The organism is Chitinophaga sp., from assembly GCF_039596455.1.
Classification (GTDB): Bacteria; Bacteroidota; Bacteroidia; order Chitinophagales; family Chitinophagaceae; genus Chitinophaga.
Genome location: NZ_JBCNJR010000001.1, coordinates 505,370 through 528,069 on the forward strand (window position 1 = coordinate 505,370; position 22,700 = coordinate 528,069).

Annotated in this window: 16 protein-coding genes; 9 read left to right on the forward strand and 7 right to left on the reverse strand. The window is 51.1% G+C overall.

The window, feature by feature from the left end:
* The first annotated feature begins 118 nt into the window (after nt 1–118).
* Entirely contained in the window at nt 119–955 is an 837-nt protein-coding gene (locus ABDW36_RS02030; protein ID WP_343700211.1) for a transketolase, read from the forward strand.
* 77 nt (nt 956–1,032) lie between these two features.
* Here ABDW36_RS02030 and ABDW36_RS02035 read toward each other — a convergent pair whose 3' ends face one another.
* Nucleotides 1,033–2,259, reverse strand: a complete 1,227-nt coding sequence (locus tag ABDW36_RS02035; protein WP_343700212.1) for an ABC transporter permease — start codon at nt 2,257–2,259, stop codon at nt 1,033–1,035.
* 3 nt (nt 2,260–2,262) lie between these two features.
* Nucleotides 2,263–2,628, reverse strand: a complete 366-nt coding sequence (gene rbfA, locus ABDW36_RS02040; RefSeq protein ID WP_343700213.1) for a 30S ribosome-binding factor RbfA — start codon at nt 2,626–2,628, stop codon at nt 2,263–2,265.
* Between the two features lie 163 nt (nt 2,629–2,791).
* On the opposite strand from rbfA, the gene ABDW36_RS02045 reads away from it, so the two are divergent.
* The 3 genes from ABDW36_RS02045 to ABDW36_RS02055 all read left to right on the forward strand — a co-directional run bounded on the left by ABDW36_RS02045 (nt 2,792) and on the right by ABDW36_RS02055 (nt 6,793).
* Entirely contained in the window at nt 2,792–4,618 is a 1,827-nt protein-coding gene (locus tag ABDW36_RS02045; RefSeq protein WP_343700214.1) for an ABC transporter transmembrane domain-containing protein, read from the forward strand.
* A 150-nt stretch (nt 4,619–4,768) separates the two neighbouring features.
* On the forward strand, nt 4,769–6,307 hold the full coding sequence (locus ABDW36_RS02050) for a glycosyltransferase (protein WP_343700215.1): 1,539 nt from the start codon (nt 4,769–4,771) through the stop codon (nt 6,305–6,307).
* 171 nt (nt 6,308–6,478) lie between these two features.
* A complete protein-coding gene (locus tag ABDW36_RS02055; protein ID WP_343700216.1) occupies nt 6,479–6,793 on the forward strand; it encodes a hypothetical protein in 315 nt (104 codons plus the stop codon).
* Nucleotides 6,794–7,156: 363 nt separating this feature from the next.
* On the opposite strand, the gene ABDW36_RS02060 is transcribed toward ABDW36_RS02055, so the two are convergent.
* The gene (locus ABDW36_RS02060; RefSeq protein WP_343700217.1) at nt 7,157–7,741 is read right to left on the reverse strand and encodes a TraR/DksA C4-type zinc finger protein; all 585 of its coding nucleotides are present in this window, start codon (nt 7,739–7,741) and stop codon (nt 7,157–7,159) included.
* Between the two features lies 1 nt (nt 7,742).
* Between ABDW36_RS02060 and ABDW36_RS02065 the strand changes: the two genes are divergently transcribed.
* Nucleotides 7,743–8,243 carry a hypothetical protein gene (locus tag ABDW36_RS02065; protein WP_343700218.1) on the forward strand — a complete coding sequence of 167 codons (501 nt, stop codon included), beginning with the start codon at nt 7,743–7,745 and terminating at the stop codon, nt 8,241–8,243.
* On the opposite strand, the gene ileS is transcribed toward ABDW36_RS02065, so the two are convergent.
* Nucleotides 8,223–11,549 (reverse strand): isoleucine--tRNA ligase, encoded by a 3,327-nt coding sequence (gene ileS, locus ABDW36_RS02070; protein WP_343700219.1) that lies wholly within the window; start codon nt 11,547–11,549, stop codon nt 8,223–8,225. The two genes, ABDW36_RS02065 and ileS, sit on opposite strands and share 21 nt — an antisense overlap.
* Nucleotides 11,550–11,783: 234 nt before the next feature.
* On the opposite strand from ileS, the gene ABDW36_RS02075 reads away from it, so the two are divergent.
* Nucleotides 11,784–12,251: a hypothetical protein gene (locus ABDW36_RS02075; protein ID WP_343700220.1), complete on the forward strand. Its 468-nt coding sequence runs from the start codon at nt 11,784–11,786 to the stop codon at nt 12,249–12,251.
* A 393-nt stretch (nt 12,252–12,644) separates the two neighbouring features.
* On the opposite strand, the gene ABDW36_RS02080 is transcribed toward ABDW36_RS02075, so the two are convergent.
* Nucleotides 12,645–13,571, reverse strand: a complete 927-nt coding sequence (locus ABDW36_RS02080; RefSeq protein WP_343700221.1) for an AraC family transcriptional regulator — start codon at nt 13,569–13,571, stop codon at nt 12,645–12,647.
* Between the two features lie 104 nt (nt 13,572–13,675).
* On the opposite strand from ABDW36_RS02080, the gene ABDW36_RS02085 reads away from it, so the two are divergent.
* The 3 genes from ABDW36_RS02085 (at nt 13,676) to ABDW36_RS02095 (ending at nt 18,115) form a co-directional block, all read left to right on the forward strand.
* Nucleotides 13,676–15,355, forward strand: a complete 1,680-nt coding sequence (locus ABDW36_RS02085; RefSeq protein WP_343700222.1) for a hypothetical protein — start codon at nt 13,676–13,678, stop codon at nt 15,353–15,355.
* Nucleotides 15,356–15,475: 120 nt separating this feature from the next.
* Nucleotides 15,476–17,455, forward strand: coding sequence for a DNA topoisomerase (ATP-hydrolyzing) subunit B (gene gyrB / locus ABDW36_RS02090; protein WP_343700223.1), 1,980 nt, complete (start codon nt 15,476–15,478; stop codon nt 17,453–17,455).
* 144 nt (nt 17,456–17,599) lie between these two features.
* A complete protein-coding gene (locus tag ABDW36_RS02095) occupies nt 17,600–18,115 on the forward strand; it encodes a hypothetical protein (RefSeq protein ID WP_343700224.1) in 516 nt (171 codons plus the stop codon).
* Nucleotides 18,116–18,343: 228 nt separating this feature from the next.
* Here ABDW36_RS02095 and ABDW36_RS02100 read toward each other — a convergent pair whose 3' ends face one another.
* Nucleotides 18,344–19,033: an SIMPL domain-containing protein gene (locus tag ABDW36_RS02100; RefSeq protein ID WP_343700225.1), complete on the reverse strand. Its 690-nt coding sequence runs from the start codon at nt 19,031–19,033 to the stop codon at nt 18,344–18,346.
* A gap of 174 nt (nt 19,034–19,207) precedes the next feature.
* Nucleotides 19,208–22,579 (reverse strand): transcription-repair coupling factor, encoded by a 3,372-nt coding sequence (mfd, locus tag ABDW36_RS02105; protein WP_343700226.1) that lies wholly within the window; start codon nt 22,577–22,579, stop codon nt 19,208–19,210.
* Between the last annotated feature and the right edge of the window lie 121 nt (nt 22,580–22,700).

Genomic DNA, 22,700 nt, shown 5'->3' on the forward strand with positions numbered 1-22,700 from the left:
GCGTATCAAATATTTTTAAAACCCATGGATTTTCACCATTCTGGTAAAAAATCATTCAATACGCTGAAAATCTGGTCAATTTCTTATTACTTTTGCGGCTCATAAAAACGCCAATATCATGCCAGAACTGAAAGATATAGCTACCCAGATCCGGCGGGACATCGTCCGCATGGTGCATGCCGTACAGAGCGGGCACCCGGGAGGCTCCCTGGGTTGCACCGAGTACTTTACCGCACTGTTTTTCAAGGTAATGCAGCACCAGCCGGTACCTTTTGAGATGGACGGTAAGGGGCAAGACCTCTTTTTCCTTTCCAACGGCCATATTTCCCCGGTGTATTACAGTGCGCTGGCCCGTTCAGGGTACTTCCCCACGGCAGAGCTGGCTACTTTCCGCAAAATCAACTCCCGCCTCCAGGGCCACCCCACCACGCATGAGCATCTGCCCGGCGTTCGTGTGGCCAGCGGCTCCCTGGGCCAGGGCATGAGCGTTGCCCTTGGCGCGGCATTGACCAAAAAGCTGAATAAAGACCCCCGCATTGTATTTTCCCTCCATGGAGACGGGGAACTGCAGGAAGGGCAAAACTGGGAAGCCATCATGTTTGCGGCCCACCATAAAGTAGATAACCTCATTTCTACCATAGATTATAATGGCCAGCAGATAGACGGCCCTACAGATAAGGTGATGAGCCTGGGAGACCTTGGCGCCAAATTCACCGCTTTCGGCTGGAAAGTAATGCACATGAACGGCAATGATATGGACGAGGTGGTAGCTACCCTTGAGAAGGCCAAAACCGAAACAGGCAAGGGCCAGCCCATTGTTATTCTGATGAAAACGGCCATGGGTAAGGGGGTAGACTTTATGGAAGGCTCCCACGAGTGGCATGGTATTGCTCCCAATGACGAGCAATTGGCCAAAGCGCTGGCACAACTGCCGGAAACCCTGGGTGATTATTGATCATCTCCAGATAACGATATAAAAAAGGGGCAGACCACAACATACGGTCTGCCCCTTTTCTATATATATCCACCCGCTCAGGTGGCTTTTAGCGTTATTTCCTGCCGCGCCGCACGGGATGCGGGATACCAGCTGGCCAGCACACCTATAACAAGAATGGTGACGCTCACCAGCACAAAGTCTTCCCCGTGCATCTCCACCGGGAAGGCATCTATTAAAAAGGAGCCGCCCCCCAGCTTGATAAGACCGAAATGCTGCTGCAGCAGGCAGATAATAATAGCCAGGCTGAAGCCAATGATGCTGCCCACCCCGGCAATAATGAGGCCTTCTCCCAGGAAAATGCGCTGCACGAGGCTGTTGCGCGCCCCCATCGCTTTCAGGATAGTAATGTCTTTTTGTTTTTCTATGACCAGCATGGAAAGGGAACCTATCATATTGAAGGCGGCAATTACCAGTATAAAACTGAGGAATACGTACACCACCCACTTTTCCGTCTGCATCACGTTATACACCGTAGCGTTCTGCTCCACGCGGGTTTGCACCTTCACGCCGTCTCCCAGCAAGGCCTGCAGCCTGCGTTTTACTTTCCCTTCCGATGCCCCTGGCTGCAGTGACAGTTCCAGGGCAGACACTTCACCGGGCGCCATGTCAAGCAGGTTGCGCATAAAGTCAATGTCCATGATCACGTATTTGGCATCAAACTCCTGCTGTATGGCAAAGGTGCCCACGGGGTAGATCACGCCGTTGTTGATGGACTGTTCGGGCATGCCCACGTTAAAGGAGGCATTGCGGCGCGGCATATACACATTGATAGGCACAAAACTATGCTCCACATCCACGCTCAGCGCGCTTTCTATACCCAGCCCCAACACGGCCTGGTAGCCCGTTTCCCTGCCAAGGTCAAATTTGCCGCGCACCATTTTATGCTGCACGCCCGCCACGCTGGTAAAGTTCCGGTCTACGCCTTTCAGCACGGCTATCGTTTGCTCGTTACCGTTACGCAGCACGGCTTTTTCCTCTATGCTGCGCGCCACATGGGCAACACCCTCCGTAGCGGCAACAGCTTTCAGCTGCGCGTCTGTCAGCAGCAGGGTTTTCCCTGTGGCGGGGGCCACTTTGAGCGTAGGGTAAAACGAAGAATACAGGGATTTCACCAGGCCGGTAAAGCCGTTGAATACGCTCAGTACCGTAATAAGCGCAGCTGTGCCCACGGCAATGGCGCCTACGCTCACCCATGCAATGATGTTGATGGCGCTGGTGGATTTACGGGCCCGGAAGTAACGAAGCGCAAACTGCCAGATCATGGATTATTTCTTCTCCTTTTCTTCATTGATCTTTTTAAACAGCTCTTCCATACGGAATACATGGTCGAGCGTATCGTCCAGGAAAAAGATCAGCTCCGGCACCCGGCGAAGCTGCTTGCCCACACGGTTGCCCAGCTCGCGGCGGATCTCCCCTGTCTTTTCCTTTACCCGGGCCATCATTTCCTCCGGAGACCTGATCTGGAACATGCTCAGATATACCCGGGCTTCCAGCAGGTCTGGCGTCATCTTCACGGAAGAAATGGAGATCATGCCGCCCTCCGTAACATTAAAGCCCATGCGCATGAATATGTTGCTGAGCTCTTCCTGCACAAGCTGTCCTACCTGTTTTTGCCTTTTTGTTTCTGACATTTTTCTCAATTTAAGCTTAACAATCTGCCCGGTTCCCTGCAAAACAGGGATTTCGCCCAAAATTAACCATTTTAACCCGGTTCTGCGCACAAGCTTCCGCTATACCCGTTCAACAGCATTATTCCCCCTTTTACCGTACTTTTGCAGACATTAATATACCGGGATGAAGACATTCAAACGCTTGCTTGGGTTTGTACAGCCACTGCGTCATTACCTGCCAGAATACCTGATCTATACCATCATTGGCGTGCTGTTCGGCATCGTCAACTTTGCCATGCTCATACCACTGCTGCAGATACTGTTTGACCAGAAACAAGCGGCAGAGCCCGTTACAGCTCTGCCGGAATTTGCCATCACTATCGACTATTTTAAAGACCTCTTTACATATTATTTCGTCCGCTTCATCAATGAAGAAGGGAAAATGTATGCACTTGGCTTTGTATGCGTAGTAATTGTTAGCGCCTCCCTGCTGGCCAATTTCGGACGGTATATGAGCATCCGGGTAATGGTGCGTATGCGCATGAACGTTCTTGAGAGGCTGCGTAATAACCTGTACCGGCATACTTCAGAGCAATCCCTTTCTTTCTATAACAAAAGGCGCAAGGGAGATATGCTTTCCACTATGACAAATGATGTAATGGAAGTGGAAAACACCTTTGTGAACGCTATACAGGTTTTGCTGAGAGATCCGCTTATCATCATCTTCACCTTCATTGTACTTTTTTATATTTCAGCCAAACTGACCCTGTTCACACTCATCTTCTTCCCAATTTCAGGATTGCTTGTTTCCTATATTTCCAAACAATTGCGGAAGAAAGGTTTTTACAGCCAGGAAATGCTGGGCAAATTGCTCAATGTTTCGGAAGAATCTTTAAGCGGCGTACGCGTAATACAAGGCTTTACAGCCGAAAAATATATGCAACGCCGGTATGCAGCCCTGGCGCGTCAATTCACGAGGCTGAGCAAGGCTATTTACAACCAGCGGGAGCTGGCCTCTCCTGTATCTGAGGCCATGGGCGTTTCACTGGTGGTAGTACTGGTAATGGTAGGAGGCTATATGATACTAGATACCGGGGAAATGGAAGGGCCCGAATTTATCGGTTACCTGAGCTTGTACTTCACCATTCTGCAACCCGCCAAAAATATCTCCAACGCGTTCACCCTGATGCAAAAGGGCATTGTATCCGCTCAAAGGATATTCGGCTTGCTGGACGAACCTATCGCCATACAGGACAAACCTTCCGCCCAACCGCTGCCCTCTTTTGAGCGCAGCATCGCGTACGAGCAGCTTTCTTTCCGGTATGATGACCAATATGTGCTCAGGAACATCAACCTTCATATTGAAAAAGGGAAGATGATTGCGCTGGTTGGCCGTAGCGGCGCCGGCAAATCAACCATGGCAGACCTGCTGCCCCGCTTCTACGACGCCACAGAAGGCCGCGTGGCCATTGACGGTAAAGATGTGCGGGACGTAAAGCTGCATGACCTGCGGCAGCTGATGGGCATCGTATCACAAGAGGCCATACTTTTCAACGACACTATCACCAACAACATTGCGTTCGGCCACGACATCCCTGACATGGAAAAGGTGAAAGAGGCCGCCCGCATTGCCAATGCGCATGAATTTATTGAACAGCTGGAAAACGGCTATGACACGCTGATCGGCGACCGTGGCAGCAAGCTCAGCGGCGGCCAGCGGCAGCGCCTCACCATTGCGCGCGCTATTTTCAAGAACCCGCCGATACTCATACTGGATGAAGCCACCTCCGCGCTTGACACAGAATCCGAAAAACTGGTGCAGGACGCGTTGGACAAACTGATGCAAAACCGCACCACTATTGTAATTGCGCATCGCCTTTCCACCATTCAGCACGCACATGAAATTATTGTGATGGATAAGGGCGAGATCATGGAACGCGGCCGGCACGATGTATTGCTGGCACAGCAAGGCATTTACAGGAAACTGGTGGAAATGCAGGAGTTTAAATAGGGAAAAAATATTCACAGCGTAACTGTGCCACATATATACGGCCGTGAAAACCCCGGCCGGTTTTTAATTGCAGCCTGTGAATGGTACCATTTTTGGTACTAAGAGGCTGCCAGAAGGTACCTTATTTGTTCACCAAACTTATACGCACCTATGATTTCGGTAATTATACCAGTGCTTAACGAAGGCGGCACCATACGCCAGGTTATCAAAACAATCAGGAAAACCTCCAGAACGATAGAGATAATTGTGGTAGACGACAATTCGACAGACAAGACGGTGGAAGAAGCCATGAAGGAAAAAGTGAGAGTGATCACCAGCAGCCAGCGCGGCAAGGGCATTTCCATGCGCGAAGGCATGATGGCGGCCAAACATGATATCATCATGTATGTAGACGGCGATATACTGACCTATCCTGAAAACCTTGTTGAATTACTGACAGACCCTATTGTGAATGATGAGGCCGACTTTACGAAATCCTTTTTTGAACGGCAGGCCGGCCGTGTTACACAACTGGTGGCCAAACCCTTGCTGAGCATCCTTTTCCCGGAACTGGCCGGCTTCAATCAGCCGCTTAGCGGCATGATAGCTGCGCGCAAATCTTTTTTACAGAAAGTACATTTTGAAAATGACTACGGTGTGGACATTGGCTTGCTGATAGATATGCACCTGCTGCAGGCGCGCATCAGCGAAGTGAACATCGGCCGGCTGGAAAACGCCATGCAAACCTGGGAGCAGCTCAGTAAAATGAGCCGTGAAGTATCCCGCACCATATTGCGCAAAGCGGAAAGCATTCCGCAGCAAAACCTGGAAACGCTGGGTAATATCAACATCATCCGTGAGCAGATGGAGTTCTCCATTTTGGAGTCTATAGACAAGCTGCAGAAAATGGTGATCTTCAACCTGGACGAAACGGTGTTCACACAAAATTATACGTACCTGGCCGCCGTGGCCTTCGGGCAGGAAGAAGCGCTTTGCCAGGTGCTGGAACACTATTCAGATCCTGTTTCCATCCTGAAACGCTCGGCCGCCTTGTTCCAGGGCCGCAACCTGGCGGAGCTGCTGGAAGTGGCGGATGAGATACCTGTAACGCCAGACATCCGCCATGTGATTCGGGAGCTGAAGCGGCGCGGCTATGTATGCGGTTTTATTACAGACGGTTTCGAATGTGTGGCCAACCACATGAAAAACAAGCTGGGCGCCGATTTTGCGTTTGCCAACCGCCTGCACCTGATACACAGCGTGGCTACCGGTGAAATCACCATCCCTGAATACTTCATGCCGGTAAAAGGCAGCATGCCCGAATATGACAAGAGCCACATCCTGAAATACATTTCCGAAAAATACCACATTGCCCCGCAGAACGTGATCTATGTTGGCAATGGGGAAAGTGATACCACAATGTTGCAGGAAGCGGGCGTGGGTGTGGCATATCATCCACAGTTTGTGGACGCGGAAACCGTGGCGGATAAAGTTATTGAAGACATTTGTATGGCGCCGCTGCTGGACATTGCACAGGCCAGTCCGCAACGCCAGGGAAACAAGTGGCCGTCCAAACGGCAGGTGCGCAACATCGGCATCGGTAGCCTGGCGGTAGTAGCCACGGCGGGTTTGTTGTACCTGGCCGCACGGCAGATCAGAAAAGCCGTCCGGCCGGATGAAGACGAGCTGCCTGCATTAAAACCTGCCTGATAAATAATTGACCTGTATTTGCACAAGCTTTCCCGCTGTAACGGCGGGAAAGCTTTTTTTATGAGATTTTATCACCTACACCGAAATATTTACTGATTTTCCCAAGAAAGTATCGGTCATAAAATATTGGTTTGTAATTACTTACAGCGAAATTAGCATGAAATAAATCTTATGAAAATATCTACAATGCGCAGCCGCCTGCATGAAGGGATCAGGCTTGCATCCGATGAAAAGATCCGCTTGCTGTTTCACTTTATTCCCCTGGAAATCAGCCGCAGTGAACACCTGACGCTGGAGCAGATGCGGCAGGCGGTCAGGGAAGCGGAAAGTATGCTTCAGGAATGTATGGAGCAGCTGAAAGAAGAAAGAAAAAAGCCGAAAGAACAGGAAAGGGTAAAGCGGATAAAAGAAATTGTGCTGGTGATGTTAAACGATGATGAAGCGGATGACGAGGAGGATGTGGATGACGAAGATAAAGGGGATTGATCTAGGACCAACCATTTCCGTTCCTGGAACGGGTTTCATGATGGGCTATTGGGATATGGGAATAATAAACCGGGGCCGGGGTCGCCCGGCTCTGTATTTTTCAGGTTTTCAGGCCACCATATAATCGAACTTTTTCCTGTCGAAGTTATTACCGGGCAATGGTGGAGTACCTCTAAGGGAGTATGTATCAAGGGGTATTCTACCCGCCCGGTTAAAGTTACCTTGGCCTGTATTGGCAAGGTATTACCTGGTTCATTGAAATGAAAAAGGGCCGTTCTTCCGAACAGCCCTTCCATCATATTTTCAGCTCATGGCCTCCGTGTGTTCCCGGCCTTGTTTCCCGGAATACACTTGCAGGCTGGCTTATTTGCTTTTTGCGAGTTTGGCCTCAATACTGAGGGTAGCATGCGGTACTGCTTTCAGGCGGGCTTTGTCAATCAGCTTGCCTGTTACACGGCAGATGCCGTATGTTTTGTTCTCGATCCGCACCAGTGCCTTTTCCAGGTGGTCAATGAACTGGATCTGGCGGCTGGCCATCTGGTTCAGCTGTTCACGCTCCTGTGAGCCGCTGCCGTCTTCCATGCTCATGTACTTGTTTTCGGTATCATCTGTACCTGCTTCGTCTTTACGGGTAATCAGGCCCTGGAGGTATACCAGTTCCTTTTTGGCAGCCTCCAGTTTTTTCAGGATGATCTCTTTGAACTCCTGCAATTCAGGATCGCTGTAACGATATATGGGACCGGCAGGTGTTTCCGGCTGATCTAATACGGATTTGGTGAATTCCGGCGCATACGTCACAGTTTTCATGGCCGGCCGGCTACCACTGGAGGAAGCCCTGGAAGCAGTTTTAGTAGTAGGCCTTTCAGATACCCGTTTAACAGGCTCCTCAATCTTGGTCTTCTTTACTGGTTCCTTGTCTGGTTTTTCCTGCTTATTCTTTGATGCCATCTTGTCTACTTTTTCTACGGGTTTAGAAATCACCGGTTCTGCGGTTTTAGCCGCTGGTTTACTGGCAGTTACCGGAACCGGTTTTGCCTTGGGAGCCGGGGCAACCGCCTTTTTAACGGGTGCCTTGGCTGCAGAAACCGTCTTTTTAGACGGGGCCGCTACCGCTTTTTTAGCAGGAGCCGCCTTTGATTTAACGGGTTTAGCTGATGATTTCGCGGGCCTGGCTGCCGGTTTAACGGCCGCCTTTTTTACCGCAGCTTTCTTAGGAGCGGGTTTAACAGAAGATTTGGCCACCTTGGGCGATGCCTTTTTTACTGCTGCTTTCTTGGCAGGTGCCGCTTTTTTCGCAGGCGCAGGCTTAGCCGCCGCCTTCTTGGCCGCAGGTGCCTTTTTTACCGCTGCTTTTTTCGCTACAGCTTTCTTGGCAGGAACCGCCTTTTTGGTAGTCTTGCTAGCAACCTTCTTCTTTGTTGCCATGGGATTAGCTTTTTTTGTTAACTAATACGTTGAATTTAAGATCGTTAACTTCTACTTCAATGCCCTCCTGTAATTGCGGCACTACATCCAAACTATCTGCCAAAATTTCCGTGCAAATATAGTCATTAAAGTTAATTATCGCCGTTTTCAAGCTGTCTACCTCCGCCACTTTTACCGCAATACGGTCAGTTAACTCAAAACCACTGTCTTTCCGTATCTTCTGAATCCGGTTTACCAGTTCACGGGCATTGCCCTCGTCCAGTAATTCAGGCGTAATGGTAATGTCCAGGGCCACGGTCAGCGCTCCTTTGTTGGCTACCGTCCATCCCGGGATATCCTCAGAGATGATCTCGACATCTGATAATTGGATCGGAATCCGTTCATTATCAATTATTAAGCCAAATTCACCGTCCTTTTCAAGGCTGGCAATATCATGTTGGCTGAATGCGGAAATGGCGCCTGCCACTGCCTTCATCTTTGCCCCCATTCTACCGCCAAGGGTTTTGTAGTTCGGCTTAATCTTTTTCTTGATAAAACCTTCAGTTTCCGTAAGATACTCAATTGTTTTTACATTCACTTCGCTTTTTACCAAATGCTCCACCAACTCCAGCTGTTCCCGCATATGAGGGTTCAATACGGGTATCAGCACCTTCTGTAAAGGCTGCCTAACCTTGATATTGGTCTTCTTACGGAGAGACAGCACCAGGGAAGACACATCCTGCGCCAGCTGCATCCGCTCTTCCAGGTCCGCGTCTATGGCGCCAGCCTCCACTACGGGGAAGTCTGTCAGGTGAACAGACTCCGCCTGCAGGCGGCCGCTCACCCCGTTCAGGTTCCGGAACAGCCAGTCCGAGAAGAAGGGAGACACCGGGGCCATCATCCGGGCAATTTTCTCCAGGCACTCATACAGCGTCTGGTAAGCTGAAATCTTGTCCTGCTCATACTCACCCTTCCAGAACCGGCGGCGGCAAAGCCTTACGTACCAGTTGCTAAGGTGCTCGTCTACAAACTCCTGCACTGCACGCCCGGCCTGGGTGGGCTCATAATCGTCCAGGCTCTCGCCCACTTCTTTTACAAGCGTGTTCAGCACGGAAATGATCCAGCGGTCAATTTCCGGGCGGTCTTTCAACGGTATATACGCCTCCCTGAACCTGAAATTGTCAAGGTTGGCGTACATGGCAAAGAAGTTATACGTATTATATAATGTACCGAACAGTTTGCGCTGTACTTCCTTGATGCCCTCCGCATCAAACTTCATATTATCCCAGGGAGAGGCGTTGGTAATGAGGTACCAGCGGGTAGCGTCTGCCCCGTACTGCTGAATAGTAGTAAAGGGATCTACCACGTTACCCAGGCGCTTGCTCATCTTGTTACCGTTCTTGTCAAGCACCAGGCCGTTGGAAACCACTGTTTTATACGCCACGCTGTCAAACAGCATTACACCCAGCGCATGCAGGGTATAGAACCAGCCGCGGGTCTGGTCAACGCCTTCAGCAATAAAATCTGCCGGGAAGGCCTTGCCCTGCTCCAGCATTTCCCTGTTCTCGAAGGGGTAATGCCACTGTGCAACAGGCATGGCGCCGCTGTCAAACCAAACGTCTACCAGGTCAGGCTCGCGGCGCATGGGTTTACCGGTGGAGCTTACCAATATGATATCGTCCACATACGGCTTATGCAGGTCCAGGATGCCTTCATGCAGGTAGTTTTTATTCACGTCGCCGCCCAGCACCTCATTGGCGAGGCGGATGCCGGCATTCAGCTCGGCAATGCTGCCGATGCAGATCTCTTCAGAGCCGTCTTCCGTACGCCAGATGGGCAGCGGGGTACCCCAGTAGCGGCTGCGGCTCAGGTTCCAGTCTACCATGTTCTCCAGCCAGTTGCCGAACCGGCCGGTGCCGGTAACGGAGGGCTTCCAGTTGATGGTCTTGTTCAGCTCCACCATCCGGTCTTTCAGGGCGGTGGTTTTAATGAACCAGGCATCCAGCGGGTAATAAAGCACCGGTTTGTCTGTACGCCAGCAGTGGGGATAGGTGTGTTCGTACTTTTCCACCTTGAACGCACGGTTCTCCTTTTTCAGTTTCACCGCTATGTCTACGTCTACATCCTTATAGTCAGGGTCGTTCTTGTAATCTTTTACGTAACGGCCGCCAAACTCCCCTACGGAGTCAAGGAACTTGCCCTGCCGGTCTACCAGGGTGAGCATGCCGATGCCGTATTTTTTGCCCACCCGGTTATCGTCCGCGCCAAAGGCAGGGGCCGTGTGAACAATGCCGGTACCGTCTTCCGTGGTCACAAAGTCTCCCAGCAGCACGCGGAAGGGGTCTCCCTCTTCGGGCTGTGCGTAGGGCAACAGCTGCTCATACCGGATGTTTTCCAGCTGGCTGCCTTTGAACTGCGCCAGGATGCGCCAGGGCAGTATTTTATCTTCAGGCTGGTACGCGTCAAACGCCCCGTTCTCCCCTTCCGGCCTGAAGTACTTGCCGGCCAGGTCTCTGGCCAGCACTACATTGATGGGCAGGTGAGTATAGGGGTTGAAGGTTTTGACCAGCACATAGTCAATATTGGCTCCCACGGTGAGGCCCAGGTTGGAGGGCAGCGTCCAGGGGGTGGTGGTCCAGGCCAGGAAAAACACCTGGTCCGAGCCGGCCGCTTCAAACAGGAAGCGGGAAAGGTCAGATTCCACGGCCTTGAACATAGCCACTACCGTAGTGTCTTTCACATCTTTATAAGTGCCGGGCTGGTTCAGTTCGTGAGAGCTGAGGCCTGTGCCGGCGGCGGGAGAATACGGCTGTATGCTTACGCTTTTATAAAGGAGCCCTTTTTTATACAGCTGTTGCATGCACCACCAGAGACTTTCTATATAGTCATTCTCGAAGGTGATGTAGGGGCGCTGCAGGTCTACCCAGTAGCCCATTTTCCGGGTCAGCTCCTCCCAGCGGTCTTTATATTTCAGTACTTCTTTCCGGCAGGTGTCATTATATTCAGCAATGGATATTTTTTTGCCGATGTCCTCTTTGGTAATGCCCAGGGCTTTTTCCACGCCCAGCTCTACCGGCAGGCCATGGGTATCCCAGCCGCTCTTGCGCTTCACCTGGAAGCCCTGCATGGTCTTATACCGGCATACAAGGTCTTTCAGGGCACGGGAAATAACGTGGTGAATACCGGGAAGACCGTTGGCGCTGGGAGGCCCTTCGTAGAATACAAAAGGGATGGCCCCATCGCGGTTGGTCACGCTTTTTTCAAAAATCTGGTGCTGTTCCCAGGCTTGCAATATATCCTGTTCTATTTGCGGTAAATTCAGTTGACTATATTCCTGATATTTGCTGGACATAAACAAATCACCCCACCGGGTTATTAAAAGTTTGTACTTGAAATAAAATTCTGCAAAGTTACGAAAATACAGGGAGGTTTCAGAGAACGGTGACCGTTCATAAAAAATAAGGGTGTTGTCAAGAAAAATGCGGCAAAAATTAACTATTTTACAATAAACTATGCTTACTTTGCGTTTTTGGCATTGTTTTGGTTGAGGAATTGAAAGAGTATTACGCAGAAAACCATATCTTTTATGAAAAAAGTAACGTTATTCATATGCGCTGCTGTCTTCACTTCCGGCATAGCGTTTTCACAACAGAAATCAACGAAAAAGAGTAAAACCGTAGCCAAAAAACTGGAGGCGCCCGCCCCTGTAAAAGAGGCCTTTGGGCAAAACGCCGAGTTTGCCGGAGCTGCCGATGCAGTTTGGACCAAAACGGCCGGTGGCAACTGGGTAGCCAGGTTCAATAAAGAGAACGTAAAAACCAGCGCCGAATACAATGCCGAAGGTACCTGGATAGCTACCCGGAGCGAGTACCAGGCCGGGGCCCTGCCGGAAGCGGCTTTGGCCACCCTGAAGAACAAATACCCCTCCGCGGTTGTTAAAGAAGGGTGGAAAATTGAGCGGGCTGACGTGGCGGCATATTATAAAGTAAATATTGACGACAATGGGACTGCCAAAACAGTGCTTCTGAATGATGCTGGCACTATTGTTGATTAAGAATATTTATAAAGATTTTAATTAAGTATTTCATAGGTATAGGGATAAATAGGACAGACCCTGCTCTTTTGGGCGGGGTTTTTCTTTTGTATGCACCGCCGGTCCCGGCACATAAAAAAGCCGTTACATAGAAAGTAACGGCTTTATGCAAATTACGGGGGAAAACTTACGGACAAGCAATACATACCTTTAGGTCATGGTGTTTGATATGAGTATTGCAATTAATGGCTTTACTAATTGTCTGCAAGCCCTCCCAGGTCAAATCTGATAAGGAAGCTTATGAGGAACAGCGGATAGATATCCAGTGATCGTACCACAAAGAAAGTACAAACTTCATGCACCCGTTTGTCAATTCGGGAAAAGAAATGATCGTAAAAGGAAAAATGAAAAGCGTTAGCGCAGCAGCAGCTCACAGGGCTTCAGGCCGGTGTGCTTCTTGAAGGCGGTAGAAAAGTGGGAGATGCAGGAATAGCCCATCATGATGGCCACTTCGGATACGGAGAGGCCTTTTTCATAAAGCAGGCCCTTGGCTTTTTCCATGCGCTCTTTCTGGAAATAATCATAGATGGTGGTGCCGAACATGGCTTTGAAACCTTTCTTCAGGTAACATTCGTTCATGGCCACGCGCCGCGCCAGGTCACGGATGGTAATGGGGGCGTCCAGCTGCTCCAGCAGGATGCTGCGGGCTTTTTCAATTTTTTCCCGGTCTTCCATCTGCGTGAGGAAGCGGCAGCCATAACGCTCATCCGTATCATTCTGGATGAACTGGTCTGAGCTGAAAAGCAGCAGCTCCAGCGCCTTGCTTTGCAGGAAAATATTTTTCAGGATACCTTCGTAATTATGATGCACCATTTGCTCCAGTACGGTTTTGGATTTGGTGCAGGGCTGTATGGTTTTTACGAAAGGTTTGCGGGATTGTAATTCGAAGAGGGAGAAAGACGTGTTCCCTTTTTGCAGGGATTGGATAAAAGCAGGCTGAAAACGCACGGTGATCATGTCTACAGAAGGCAGCTTGTCATTACATTCTTCCTTCTTCCTTTTTTCAGCGCATACCTGGTCTGTACAGCCAGGGTTTTTGCAGTATTTGCTGCCGGCCACACAATAACGCAGCTCAATAGCGGCGCTCTGGCCTCTTTTGGCGGGCTGATACACTACCATGGCCACGTCTTCTACCGGCAGGGGGTGCTCATATACGTAGCGTTGCAGGCTATAATCCAGGCAGTCAGGCACGGTCACCGTGTCTGCCTCGGCCAGCTGCAACTGGTCGCTCATGGCGGGTTGCGGGATGGCCAGTGATAATATTTCCTGTACTTCTTTCATATAGTGCGCCACAAAATTAACGAATCATTGTTATAATATTATTAGTTTGACAAATCGCTTACAATTGGCGGCGCTTGGTATAATATTGGCAACCTGATAAACATATGAAAAGGACCTGGAAGATCGTACTAACGGCGGGGGCTATACTGGCAGTGGTGCTGCTGGGTGTTGGCTGGTACCTGAACGTACACTGGAAAAGCTTGCTGGACAAGGAGCTGCGCCGCTACGTAGCGGAAAGCTCGGACAGCCTTTACACCCTGGCTTACGGCAGAATACATCTCAACCTGCTCACCGGTAACCTGGCCATAGAAAACGTGGCCCTGATACCCGACAGCGCTGTGTACGCCAGGCTGGTAGCCGGGCAGCAGGCGCCGCAGGTGCTGTACCGCGCCTCCACCAGCCGGCTGCAGATCAGCCGGATGAGGTTGTGGCGCTATTTCCTCAGCAAGCAGGTAGATGCGGGGGCTTTTATCCTCTCCGATCCGGAGATCATTATCACGGAAGACCGCCGCAGCATAGACACCGGGCGCCAGCGCAGCTTTTACGAGGCCATCAATAAAAACATCAAAAGTTTCGATATAGGCCGCATTTCACTGCAGCAAACCAAACTCCAATACACCCTGATTGCGGAAGACAGCAGCAAACAGATCACCCGCCTCAATAACCTGGACGTAGACATCCGGGGGCTGGCCATAGATTCCATCAGCCAGAAAGACCCTACCCGCTTTCTCTATGCCCGCAATTTTGACATTAACCTCGATAAATGGGATTACCGCACGCCAGACAGCCTCTACTGGCTACACGTCAGCAAAATAAGCTATCACGCCATAGAACGGGCGCTCGACGTGGGAGAAGTGCGGCTGGAGCCGCGGTACGACCGGGCTGCTTTTGACAAGCGGCTGGAGTACCAGCAGGACCGGTATGAGCTGGCCTTCCGTAACATCAGGCTGGAGGGCCTGCCCCGCATGCACCTGCTGCAAAAGAAGATACTGATGAACAAGGCTGCCATCAACGGCGGCTACTTTCATGCCTACCGCAACCGCGGGCTGCCCATGGCGCCCGGCAATAAATATGGGCAATTCCCCAACCAGGTGCTGGCCAGATTTGAGATACCCATGCGTATAGACACCCTGGTGGCCAGCAATATAGACGTAAGCTATTCGGAGCGCAGCGATCAGACCGGGGAAACCGGCCAGGTGCAGTTCCAGCGGGCCGGCGGCACTTTCCGCAACATTACCAATATTGACTCCCTCGTAAAGGAGAACGGTCATTGCACGGCAGACCTGCATGCCATTCTCATGAAAAGCGGCAAGCTGAAGGCCCGGTTCAACTTTGTGCTGGGGGCTGAAGACGGCGCTTTTGCCGTTAGCGGGCAGCTGAATGATATGGACGGCAGGGAATTTAACACCGCCACCAAGGCCCTGGGCATGGTAGAGATCCGCTCCGCCCGCATCAAACAGATGGATTTTGACCTGCGCGGCAACGAGCGCAGCGCCGGCGGCACCCTCACCATGCAATATTCAGCCCTGCGTATAGCCATGCTCCGGGAGGAGAAAAACGGCAATGGCACGGAAAGAAAGGGCCTTGCCAGCCTGCTGGCCAACCTCATGGCCATCCACAACGAAAACCCTTCTCCCGGCCAGCCCCTGAGAGTGGCCAAACCGCGCTATACCAGGCACCCCAAAAAGTCATTTTTCAACCTGATCTGGAAAACCATCTACACCGGGGTAAAAGAGACCGTTGGCACGGAAATGCTGGAAAGCATGGGGCAGTCTCAAAAGTGATATACACATACTATCCACCACCCCTAAAAACACCTTGTTTTTCATGGAAATTAGGCTGATTTTGCTTATTTTTGCTGGATTGTCTACTGATTTGTTAAAAACGAATTTTCTGCTAAAAATATGAGTGAAGAACTAGTGCAAGCAACTGCCCCCAGTAACGGTTATGATGCGGGCAGCATTCAAGTATTGGAAGGACTGGAAGCCGTTCGTAAACGTCCGGCGATGTACATCGGGGACATAGGGGTGAAAGGTTTACATCACCTCGTATACGAAGTAGTGGATAACTCCATTGACGAGGCGCTTGCCGGCTTTTGCAAAAACATTGAGGTAACCATTTGTGAGGACAATTCCATCCGCGTGAAGGACGACGGGCGGGGGATTCCCACAGGCATGCACCCGAAAGAAAAACGTTCGGCGCTGGAGGTGGTAATGACCGTACTGCACGCCGGCGGCAAATTTGACAAGAACACCTACAAGGTATCCGGCGGTTTGCACGGGGTGGGCGTAAGCTGCGTGAACGCGCTGAGCGATCCCCTGCACGTAACGGTACACCGTGAAGGCAAAATATTTGAGCAGGAGTACAAAATGGGCATCCCCCAGTATCCTGTACGTGAAACAGGCGCCAGTGATATTACAGGTACCATCACTCACTTCAAGCCAGACGCTACCATTTTCACTGAAACCACCTACAACCGCGAAACCCTGGCAGGCCGTCTCCGCGAGCTGGCCTTCCTGAACCGGAAAATACGCATCACCCTCACGGACGAGCGTGAAAAGGACGAAAACGGCAACGCTTTCAGCGAAACCTTTTACAGCGAAGGCGGCATTGTGGAATTTGTGGAGCTGATGGATAAAAACGGCCGCCGTAACGCGCTGGTGCAAAGCCCCATTTTCATTGAGGCGCACGATGCGGCCAGCAACGTAGCCGTGGAAGTGGCCATGCTGTACAACGACTCTTTCAATGAACATATCTTCTCTTACGTAAACAACATCAACACCATTGAAGGCGGTACCCACGTAGCGGGCTTCCGCAGGGCTATTACCAGGGTGTTCAAGAGCTACGCGGACAAAAACAAGATGTTCGAAAAGTCTAAGGTAGAAGTAGTGGGAGATGACTTCCGCGAAGGCCTTAGCTGTATTGTAAGCGTAAAAGTACCCGAACCGCAGTTTGAGGGCCAGACCAAAACCAAGCTGGGCAACTCTGATGTAATGGGCGTGGTAGACAGTGCCGTGGCCAACACGCTGGAGGCCTACCTGGAAGAGCACCCCAAAGAGGCTAAAACCATCATTAACAAGGTGGTGCTGGCCGCCCAGGCCCGTGAGGCGGCCCGCAAGGCCCGCCAGATGGTTCAACGCAAAAGCGTGATGACCGGCAGCGGCCTGCCCGGTAAGCTGGCGGACTGCTCTGATAACGACCCCGGTAAATGCGAGCTGTTCCTCGTCGAAGGTGACTCCGCAGGCGGTACGGCTAAACAGGGCCGCAACCGGAACTTCCAGGCCATTCTCCCCCTGCGCGGCAAGATCCTGAACGTGGAAAAAGCCCTGGAGCACAAGATCTACGAGAACGAAGAGATCAAGAATATTTTCACCGCCCTGGGCGTTACCATCGGTACCCCGGAAGATGAAAAAGCCCTCAACCTCAGCAAGCTCCGTTATCACAAGCTGATCATCATGACGGATGCTGACGTAGACGGCAGCCACATTGCCACCCTTATTCTCACCTTCGTGTTCCGCTACATGAAGGAAATGGTAGAGCAGGGTTATGTGTACCTGGCACAGCCGCCCCTGTACCAGGTGAAAAAAGGGAAAGACTTTATTTACGCCTGGAACGAAGAGCAACGCAAGGCCGCAGTAACCAAACTGGCCGGCGGCGGCAAGGAAGACAGCGTTACCATTCAGCGGTACAAAGGTTTGGGCGAGATGAACGCAGAACAACTGTGGGACACCACCATGGACCCGAATGTACGTACCCTCAAACAGGTAACCATAGAAAGCGCCTTCGAAGCAGACCGTATCTTTACCATGCTGATGGGCGATGAGGTGCCCCCGCGCCGCGAATTCATTGAATCTCACGCCAAATACGCTAAAATTGACGCGTAAACGGCTTGAAAATATCCTTTCAAAGGGCTGCTCATTAAAGAGCAGCCCTTTTTTTGTCATATTTATATAAATAACGAATTTTATTAATGAAATAATTTCATAATCTATATAAGTTTGCTATATTGCATGCAATTAGCAGTACCTATGAAAACCAAATCCCTGATGCCGGGCCTGGCCATACTGGCCGCAGCCCTGCTTTCCGCCTGCGAAAAGAAGGATATTTTCAACGATAACAACAGCCACGGCCACTTTTCCATGAAGGTGAATGACTCCCTGGTAACCGTCACCAAGCAGCTTACCGCCAGCCTGTATGACTCCACGGGCAACTATGTATTGGTGATCAGCGGCCTCACTGCCAGCAACCAGGGCCTTACCGTGAATGTTGTATTCCCCGGTAAACAGCTGAAAACAGGCGAATATAAATTGAGCGCTACAGACATGAACTTCATAGCCTGGAGCAAAAAACTGGGTACTTCAGACGGTTACGCCGCAGATGACGTAAACCTGAACGCCGCGGCTACCATCACCATAGAATCTATTACGGAAACAAAAGCAAAAGGCTCATTCACGGGCGTGCTGGTGCATGATGCAATAGATGAAGATAAAAAGACCGTTACGGAAGGGAAGTTTGAAGTAAGCCCTATCATCAAAATGAACTAGCACTTTTTAATATAACCATGTCCTATTTATCCCAACTTACCTGATTATGGCCCGTTGCGCCGGGCGCGCGGAGCCATAGTAGCAAAATAGACTGACAGACAGTTTAATTGACAGTAGAAAACACCCGTCATGCGTCTTCCGGCGCTTTATGACCGTGTACGATCAGACTGAAAAAGGGCTGCCGGTGACGACCGGCAGCCCTTTTTCCTTTTTGGTTTTGTGGTCCGTTTATTTGATCCCGAACACCGCTCTTACTTCAGCACGCACTTTAATGGTCTTGAAGTCGATATTGGAATCAGGCGCACCGCCCATGGCGTCTGCAGCAGCAGCCTTGTACATTACGCGGTTGGCCATTTCGGGGCGCACGTCGCTGTACTGGTCTGTATTAAACTCCTGCACTTCCAGCACACCGGCAATTTTTTCATCTATAGCACCCAGCAGGTACTCTGCTTTGGCTTTAGCGGCCTTCAGCGCGTTCATTTTCACCTGCTTGCGGTACTCGTCCATTTTGCTGTGGGTGTAGGAAGCGATGTTCACGCTTTCAATACCTTCATCGTCTACAGCAGACAGGATGCCGTTGATCTTGTCAAGCCGGTTCAGCTTCAGGCTGTATTGCTTGCGGGCCATAAAGTCCACATCGTTTTTCTTTTTCCTCCACCACTGATCATAATTGTAACCAAACACGTTGGCAATGGTGAAATTCTCTTTCGGGATGCCTGCTTTCTCTACCGCGTCCTGCAATTGCTTTTCCAGGGTGGTGATGGCTACCTTGCTGGATTTGTTCTTCATGTACTCACGCAGGGTGATGTTCAGCGTGATCACATCCGGGGTTATTTCCATCTCAGCGGAACCGGTCACTTCGATCTTTTTCACCGGGGGTTTGCTGTCTGGTGTTTGTGCAAAGGCTGTTGCTGTCATAAAGAGTCCCATTAATAATACGGTTAATTTTTTCATTGCTTTCAGTTTTAAATTCAAGATCAGGATGCAGGGGTTGTATACAATTCCACATGCCCGTGCAGGCTTTAACTTTTCTTTATGTTTTTAGTCAGGTAATGAGGGTTTAACGTACGAGGCAAATATATGTTACAAAAATCAACCGCGCGCTTCCGTCATTTTTTTGAGGAATGCATAGATGTCGTTCATATCCTTCATACGGTCTATTATCAGCATGAAGTTTTTACCCAGCTGTTTCAGCCGGGCGTTGTTGGTGCGCGTTTGTATATAATGCAGGATGTGCTGGAAAGTAGGGGATTCAAAATAGGGGCTGTCAGGATTATTAATAAAATAACAACGCAGGGTTTCTTCTTTCAGGATCATTTTTTCAAAGCCCAGCTCAATAGCCATCCAGCGTGTACGGATGGTGGTGAAGAGGTCTTTCACCGGCTCCGGCACCGGGCCGAAGCGGTCTTCCATGCCCTGTTCAAACTCTGTCAGCCGGGCTTCCTGGGTAATATTGTCCAGCTCCTGGTAGAGGTTCAGGCGTTCCTGTATGCTTTCTACATAAGAGTCCGGGATCAGTATTTCCAGGTCTGTATCTATGGTACAATCGCTGATGTAATCTTTTTTCTCTTCCAGCTGATCTTTGAAAAGATCTTTGAAGTCTGTCTGCTTCAACTCGCGGATGGCTTCGTCCAGTATTTTCTGGTACATGTCCAGCCCTATTTCCGCAATAAAGCCGCTTTGCTCCCCGCCTAAGAGGTTGCCTGCGCCGCGGATGTCAAGGTCTCTCATGGCTATCTGGAAACCGCTGCCCAGCTCGCTGTGCTGTTCCAGTGTTTGCAGGCGTTTGCGGCTGTCTGCCGGTAGTGTGCTCATGGGCGGGGCCAGCAGGTAACAGAAGGCTTTTTTATTGCTGCGCCCTACCCTCCCGCGCAACTGGTGCAGGTCACTCAGGCCGAAGTGATGAGCGTTGTTGATGATGATGGTATTGGCGTTGGAGATGTCCACTCCGCTTTCCACAATGTTGGTGCATACCAGCACGTCATACTTGCGGTCTATAAAATCCATGATCACCTCTTCCAGCTTGTGGCCTTCCAGCTGGCCGTGCGCGGTGGCAACAGACAGGTCAGGGCACAGCTCCTGGATGAGGCCGGCCATTTCACGCAGGCCGTTGATGCGGTTATGAATGAAGTATACCTGGCCGCCGCGTTCGGTTTCGTAATAGATAGCATCCCGTATCTGGTCTTTGTCAAACACCAGCACCTCCGTTTCAATAGGCTGGCGGTTGGGCGGCGGGGTGTTGATCACGGAAAGGTCACGGGCGCCCATCAGGGAGAACTGCAGCGTTCTCGGTATAGGCGTTGCCGTTAGCGTGAGCGTATCCACGTTCACCTTCATCGTTTTCAGCTTCTCCTTGGCGGTAACACCAAACTTCTGCTCCTCGTCTATCACCATTACGCCCAGGTCTTTGAACTTCACGTCTTTACCAAGCAGGGCATGGGTGCCGATAATGATGTCTACCTTTCCTTCTTCCAGCTTTTTCAGCGTTTCTTTTTTCTCTTTGGAAGATTTGAAACGGTTGATGTAATCTACCGTACAGGGAAAATCTTTCAGCCTTTCCGAAAAGGTTTTGTAGTGCTGGAAAGCCAGGATGGTAGTGGGTACCAGCACGGCGGCCTGCTTGCCGTCTACCACGGTTTTGAAGGCGGCGCGTACCGCCACTTCCGTTTTACCGAAGCCTACGTCTCCGCACACCAGGCGGTCCATCGGGGCGGGAGATTCCATATCCCGCTTCACATCTGCCGTAGCCTTGCTCTGATCTGGCGTATCTTCATAAATGAAAGAGGCTTCCAGCTCCGTTTGCAGGTAAGTATCCGGCGTATGGGCAAAGCCTTGCTGGGCCTTGCGGGCGGCGTAGAGTTTGATGAGGTCTTTGGCAATGTCTTTCACCTCCGTTTTCGCCTTCTCCTTCAGCTTCTCCCAGGCATCACTGCCGAGCTTGTTCACACGGGGCGCTACGCCTTCCTTGCCGGTATATTTGCTGATCTTGTGCAGTGAGTTGATGTTCACATACAGCAAGTCGTTGTTCTTGTAAATGATGCGGATGGCTTCCTGCATTTTGCCGCCCACTTCTATTTTCTGCAGGCCGCTGTACACGCCTACGCCGTGGTCTATATGCGTTACGTAATCTCCCGCCTGCAGCTCTTTCAGGGTTTTGAGGGTGATGGCCTTGTTCTTGTTATAGGCCTGCTTCACCTTGTATTTGTGATAGCGCTGGAAGATCTGGTGGTCTGTATAACACACCAGCTTCAGGTCCGTATCAATAAACCCTGCGCTGATGGCTACCGGCACGGGGTAAAATACCAGCTCCGCTTTCAGGTCTTCAAAAATGCTGCGAAGGCGCTCCAGCTGCCGCGGGTTTTCCGCAAAAATGAAGAGGGACGATTTTGTAGCGTTGTGCGCGGCCAGGTCTTTGATCAACAGGTCAAACTGGCGGTTAAACACCGGTTGCTCCCTGGTGTTGAAAGCAATGGCCTGCACGGCGGCCGGTACGTTTTGAAAATTGAAGCTGGGCCCAAACACCACGCAGGAGCGTTGCAGCAGCTGCTGCATGAGGGTATGGCCCTTTACAAAATCTTCTTCCGTGAGGGTCATTTCCTCTTCCTCCGTTACCCTGACCCGCTGGCCGGTTTGCAGCCAGTCTTCCAGCCGCTGCTCCATCTGGCCAATGATGCCCTCCACATAGGCGGGGTCTTTGACCCACACTACGGTGTTGGCCGGCAGAAAGTCAGGCAGGCTCATCTTGGCGTGGGTGGTGGCCCGCGTGTCCATATTGGCAATGAGCGTTACCTGCATCAGCTTGCGCTCGCTGAGCTGGGTTTCCGGGTCAAACAGGCGGATGGAGTCTACCTCTTCCCCGAACAGCTCCAGGCGGTAAGGTTTTTCGTTGCCGAAAGAATAAATATCGAGAATACCCCCGCGCACGGCAAACTGGCCGGGGCCGTATACAAAATCGGAATGTTCAAACCCCCAGGCCGTGAGCTTCTCCAGCAGGCCGTCTACCTTCAGCGTTTCGCCCACTTTGATGTTGACCATGTTGGCGTTGTAGGCGGTGTTGCCCGCTACTTTTTCATAGAGGGCTTCCGGGTAGGTAACCAGCACTTTGCGGTGTACCTGCTGGCCGGTGAGCTTCATGAGCGCCTCTGTGCGCAGCATGCTGTGGCTGCTGTTGAACTCCTGGAACTGGCCCGTTTTCTTGAAGGAATCGGGGAAATAAAAGATGTCCAGCGCCTGGGTAAGCTGCTCAAGGTCATTATGAAAGTACGCTGCTTCCTCCTTGTCATTCAGGATGAAGAGATGGTTGAGGTCTGTAGCGCCCCAGGCCGATGCCGCAACAAAAGAAGCGGCGCTGCCGGCCAGGCCGGTGAGGTGAAAATAGCCGGGAGTGGGCAAAGCGATCCCGTCCGCCAGTGATTTCAGGCGGGCATCTCGCTCAAACAACTGTAAAACTCCCTGCAAATTCATGAAGGATGCAAAGATAAGGCATTTTTGGATGAGGGAAGCAGCCCCAAAGGAGTGATTGCCGGAAGCTGAGGAATCGGGCCCTCCAGGACAGGAACGGCAAACAGGACATCCGGGCCTTCAA

What these genes read in the sequence shown, in the direction of transcription:
- ABDW36_RS02035 (WP_343700212.1), bottom strand. Translation starts at nt 2,259, where the DNA reads ATGATCTGGCAGTTTGCGCTTCGTTACTTCCGGGCCCGTAAATCCACC.
- ABDW36_RS02100 (WP_343700225.1), bottom strand. Translation starts at nt 19,033, where the DNA reads ATGACAGCAACAGCCTTTGCACAAACACCAGACAGCAAACCCCCGGTG.
- ABDW36_RS02080 (WP_343700221.1), bottom strand. Translation starts at nt 13,571, where the DNA reads ATGAAAGAAGTACAGGAAATATTATCACTGGCCATCCCGCAACCCGCC.
- ABDW36_RS02045 (WP_343700214.1), top strand. Translation starts at nt 2,792, where the DNA reads ATGAAGACATTCAAACGCTTGCTTGGGTTTGTACAGCCACTGCGTCAT.
- mfd (WP_343700226.1), bottom strand. Translation starts at nt 22,579, where the DNA reads ATGAATTTGCAGGGAGTTTTACAGTTGTTTGAGCGAGATGCCCGCCTG.
- rbfA (WP_343700213.1), bottom strand. Translation starts at nt 2,628, where the DNA reads ATGTCAGAAACAAAAAGGCAAAAACAGGTAGGACAGCTTGTGCAGGAA.
- ABDW36_RS02075 (WP_343700220.1), top strand. Translation starts at nt 11,784, where the DNA reads ATGAAAAAAGTAACGTTATTCATATGCGCTGCTGTCTTCACTTCCGGC.
- ABDW36_RS02095 (WP_343700224.1), top strand. Translation starts at nt 17,600, where the DNA reads ATGAAAACCAAATCCCTGATGCCGGGCCTGGCCATACTGGCCGCAGCC.
- ABDW36_RS02055 (WP_343700216.1), top strand. Translation starts at nt 6,479, where the DNA reads ATGAAAATATCTACAATGCGCAGCCGCCTGCATGAAGGGATCAGGCTT.
- ABDW36_RS02085 (WP_343700222.1), top strand. Translation starts at nt 13,676, where the DNA reads ATGAAAAGGACCTGGAAGATCGTACTAACGGCGGGGGCTATACTGGCA.
- ileS (WP_343700219.1), bottom strand. Translation starts at nt 11,549, where the DNA reads ATGTCCAGCAAATATCAGGAATATAGTCAACTGAATTTACCGCAAATA.
- ABDW36_RS02060 (WP_343700217.1), bottom strand. Translation starts at nt 7,741, where the DNA reads ATGGCATCAAAGAATAAGCAGGAAAAACCAGACAAGGAACCAGTAAAG.
- ABDW36_RS02050 (WP_343700215.1), top strand. Translation starts at nt 4,769, where the DNA reads ATGATTTCGGTAATTATACCAGTGCTTAACGAAGGCGGCACCATACGC.
- gyrB (WP_343700223.1), top strand. Translation starts at nt 15,476, where the DNA reads ATGAGTGAAGAACTAGTGCAAGCAACTGCCCCCAGTAACGGTTATGAT.
- ABDW36_RS02030 (WP_343700211.1), top strand. Translation starts at nt 119, where the DNA reads ATGCCAGAACTGAAAGATATAGCTACCCAGATCCGGCGGGACATCGTC.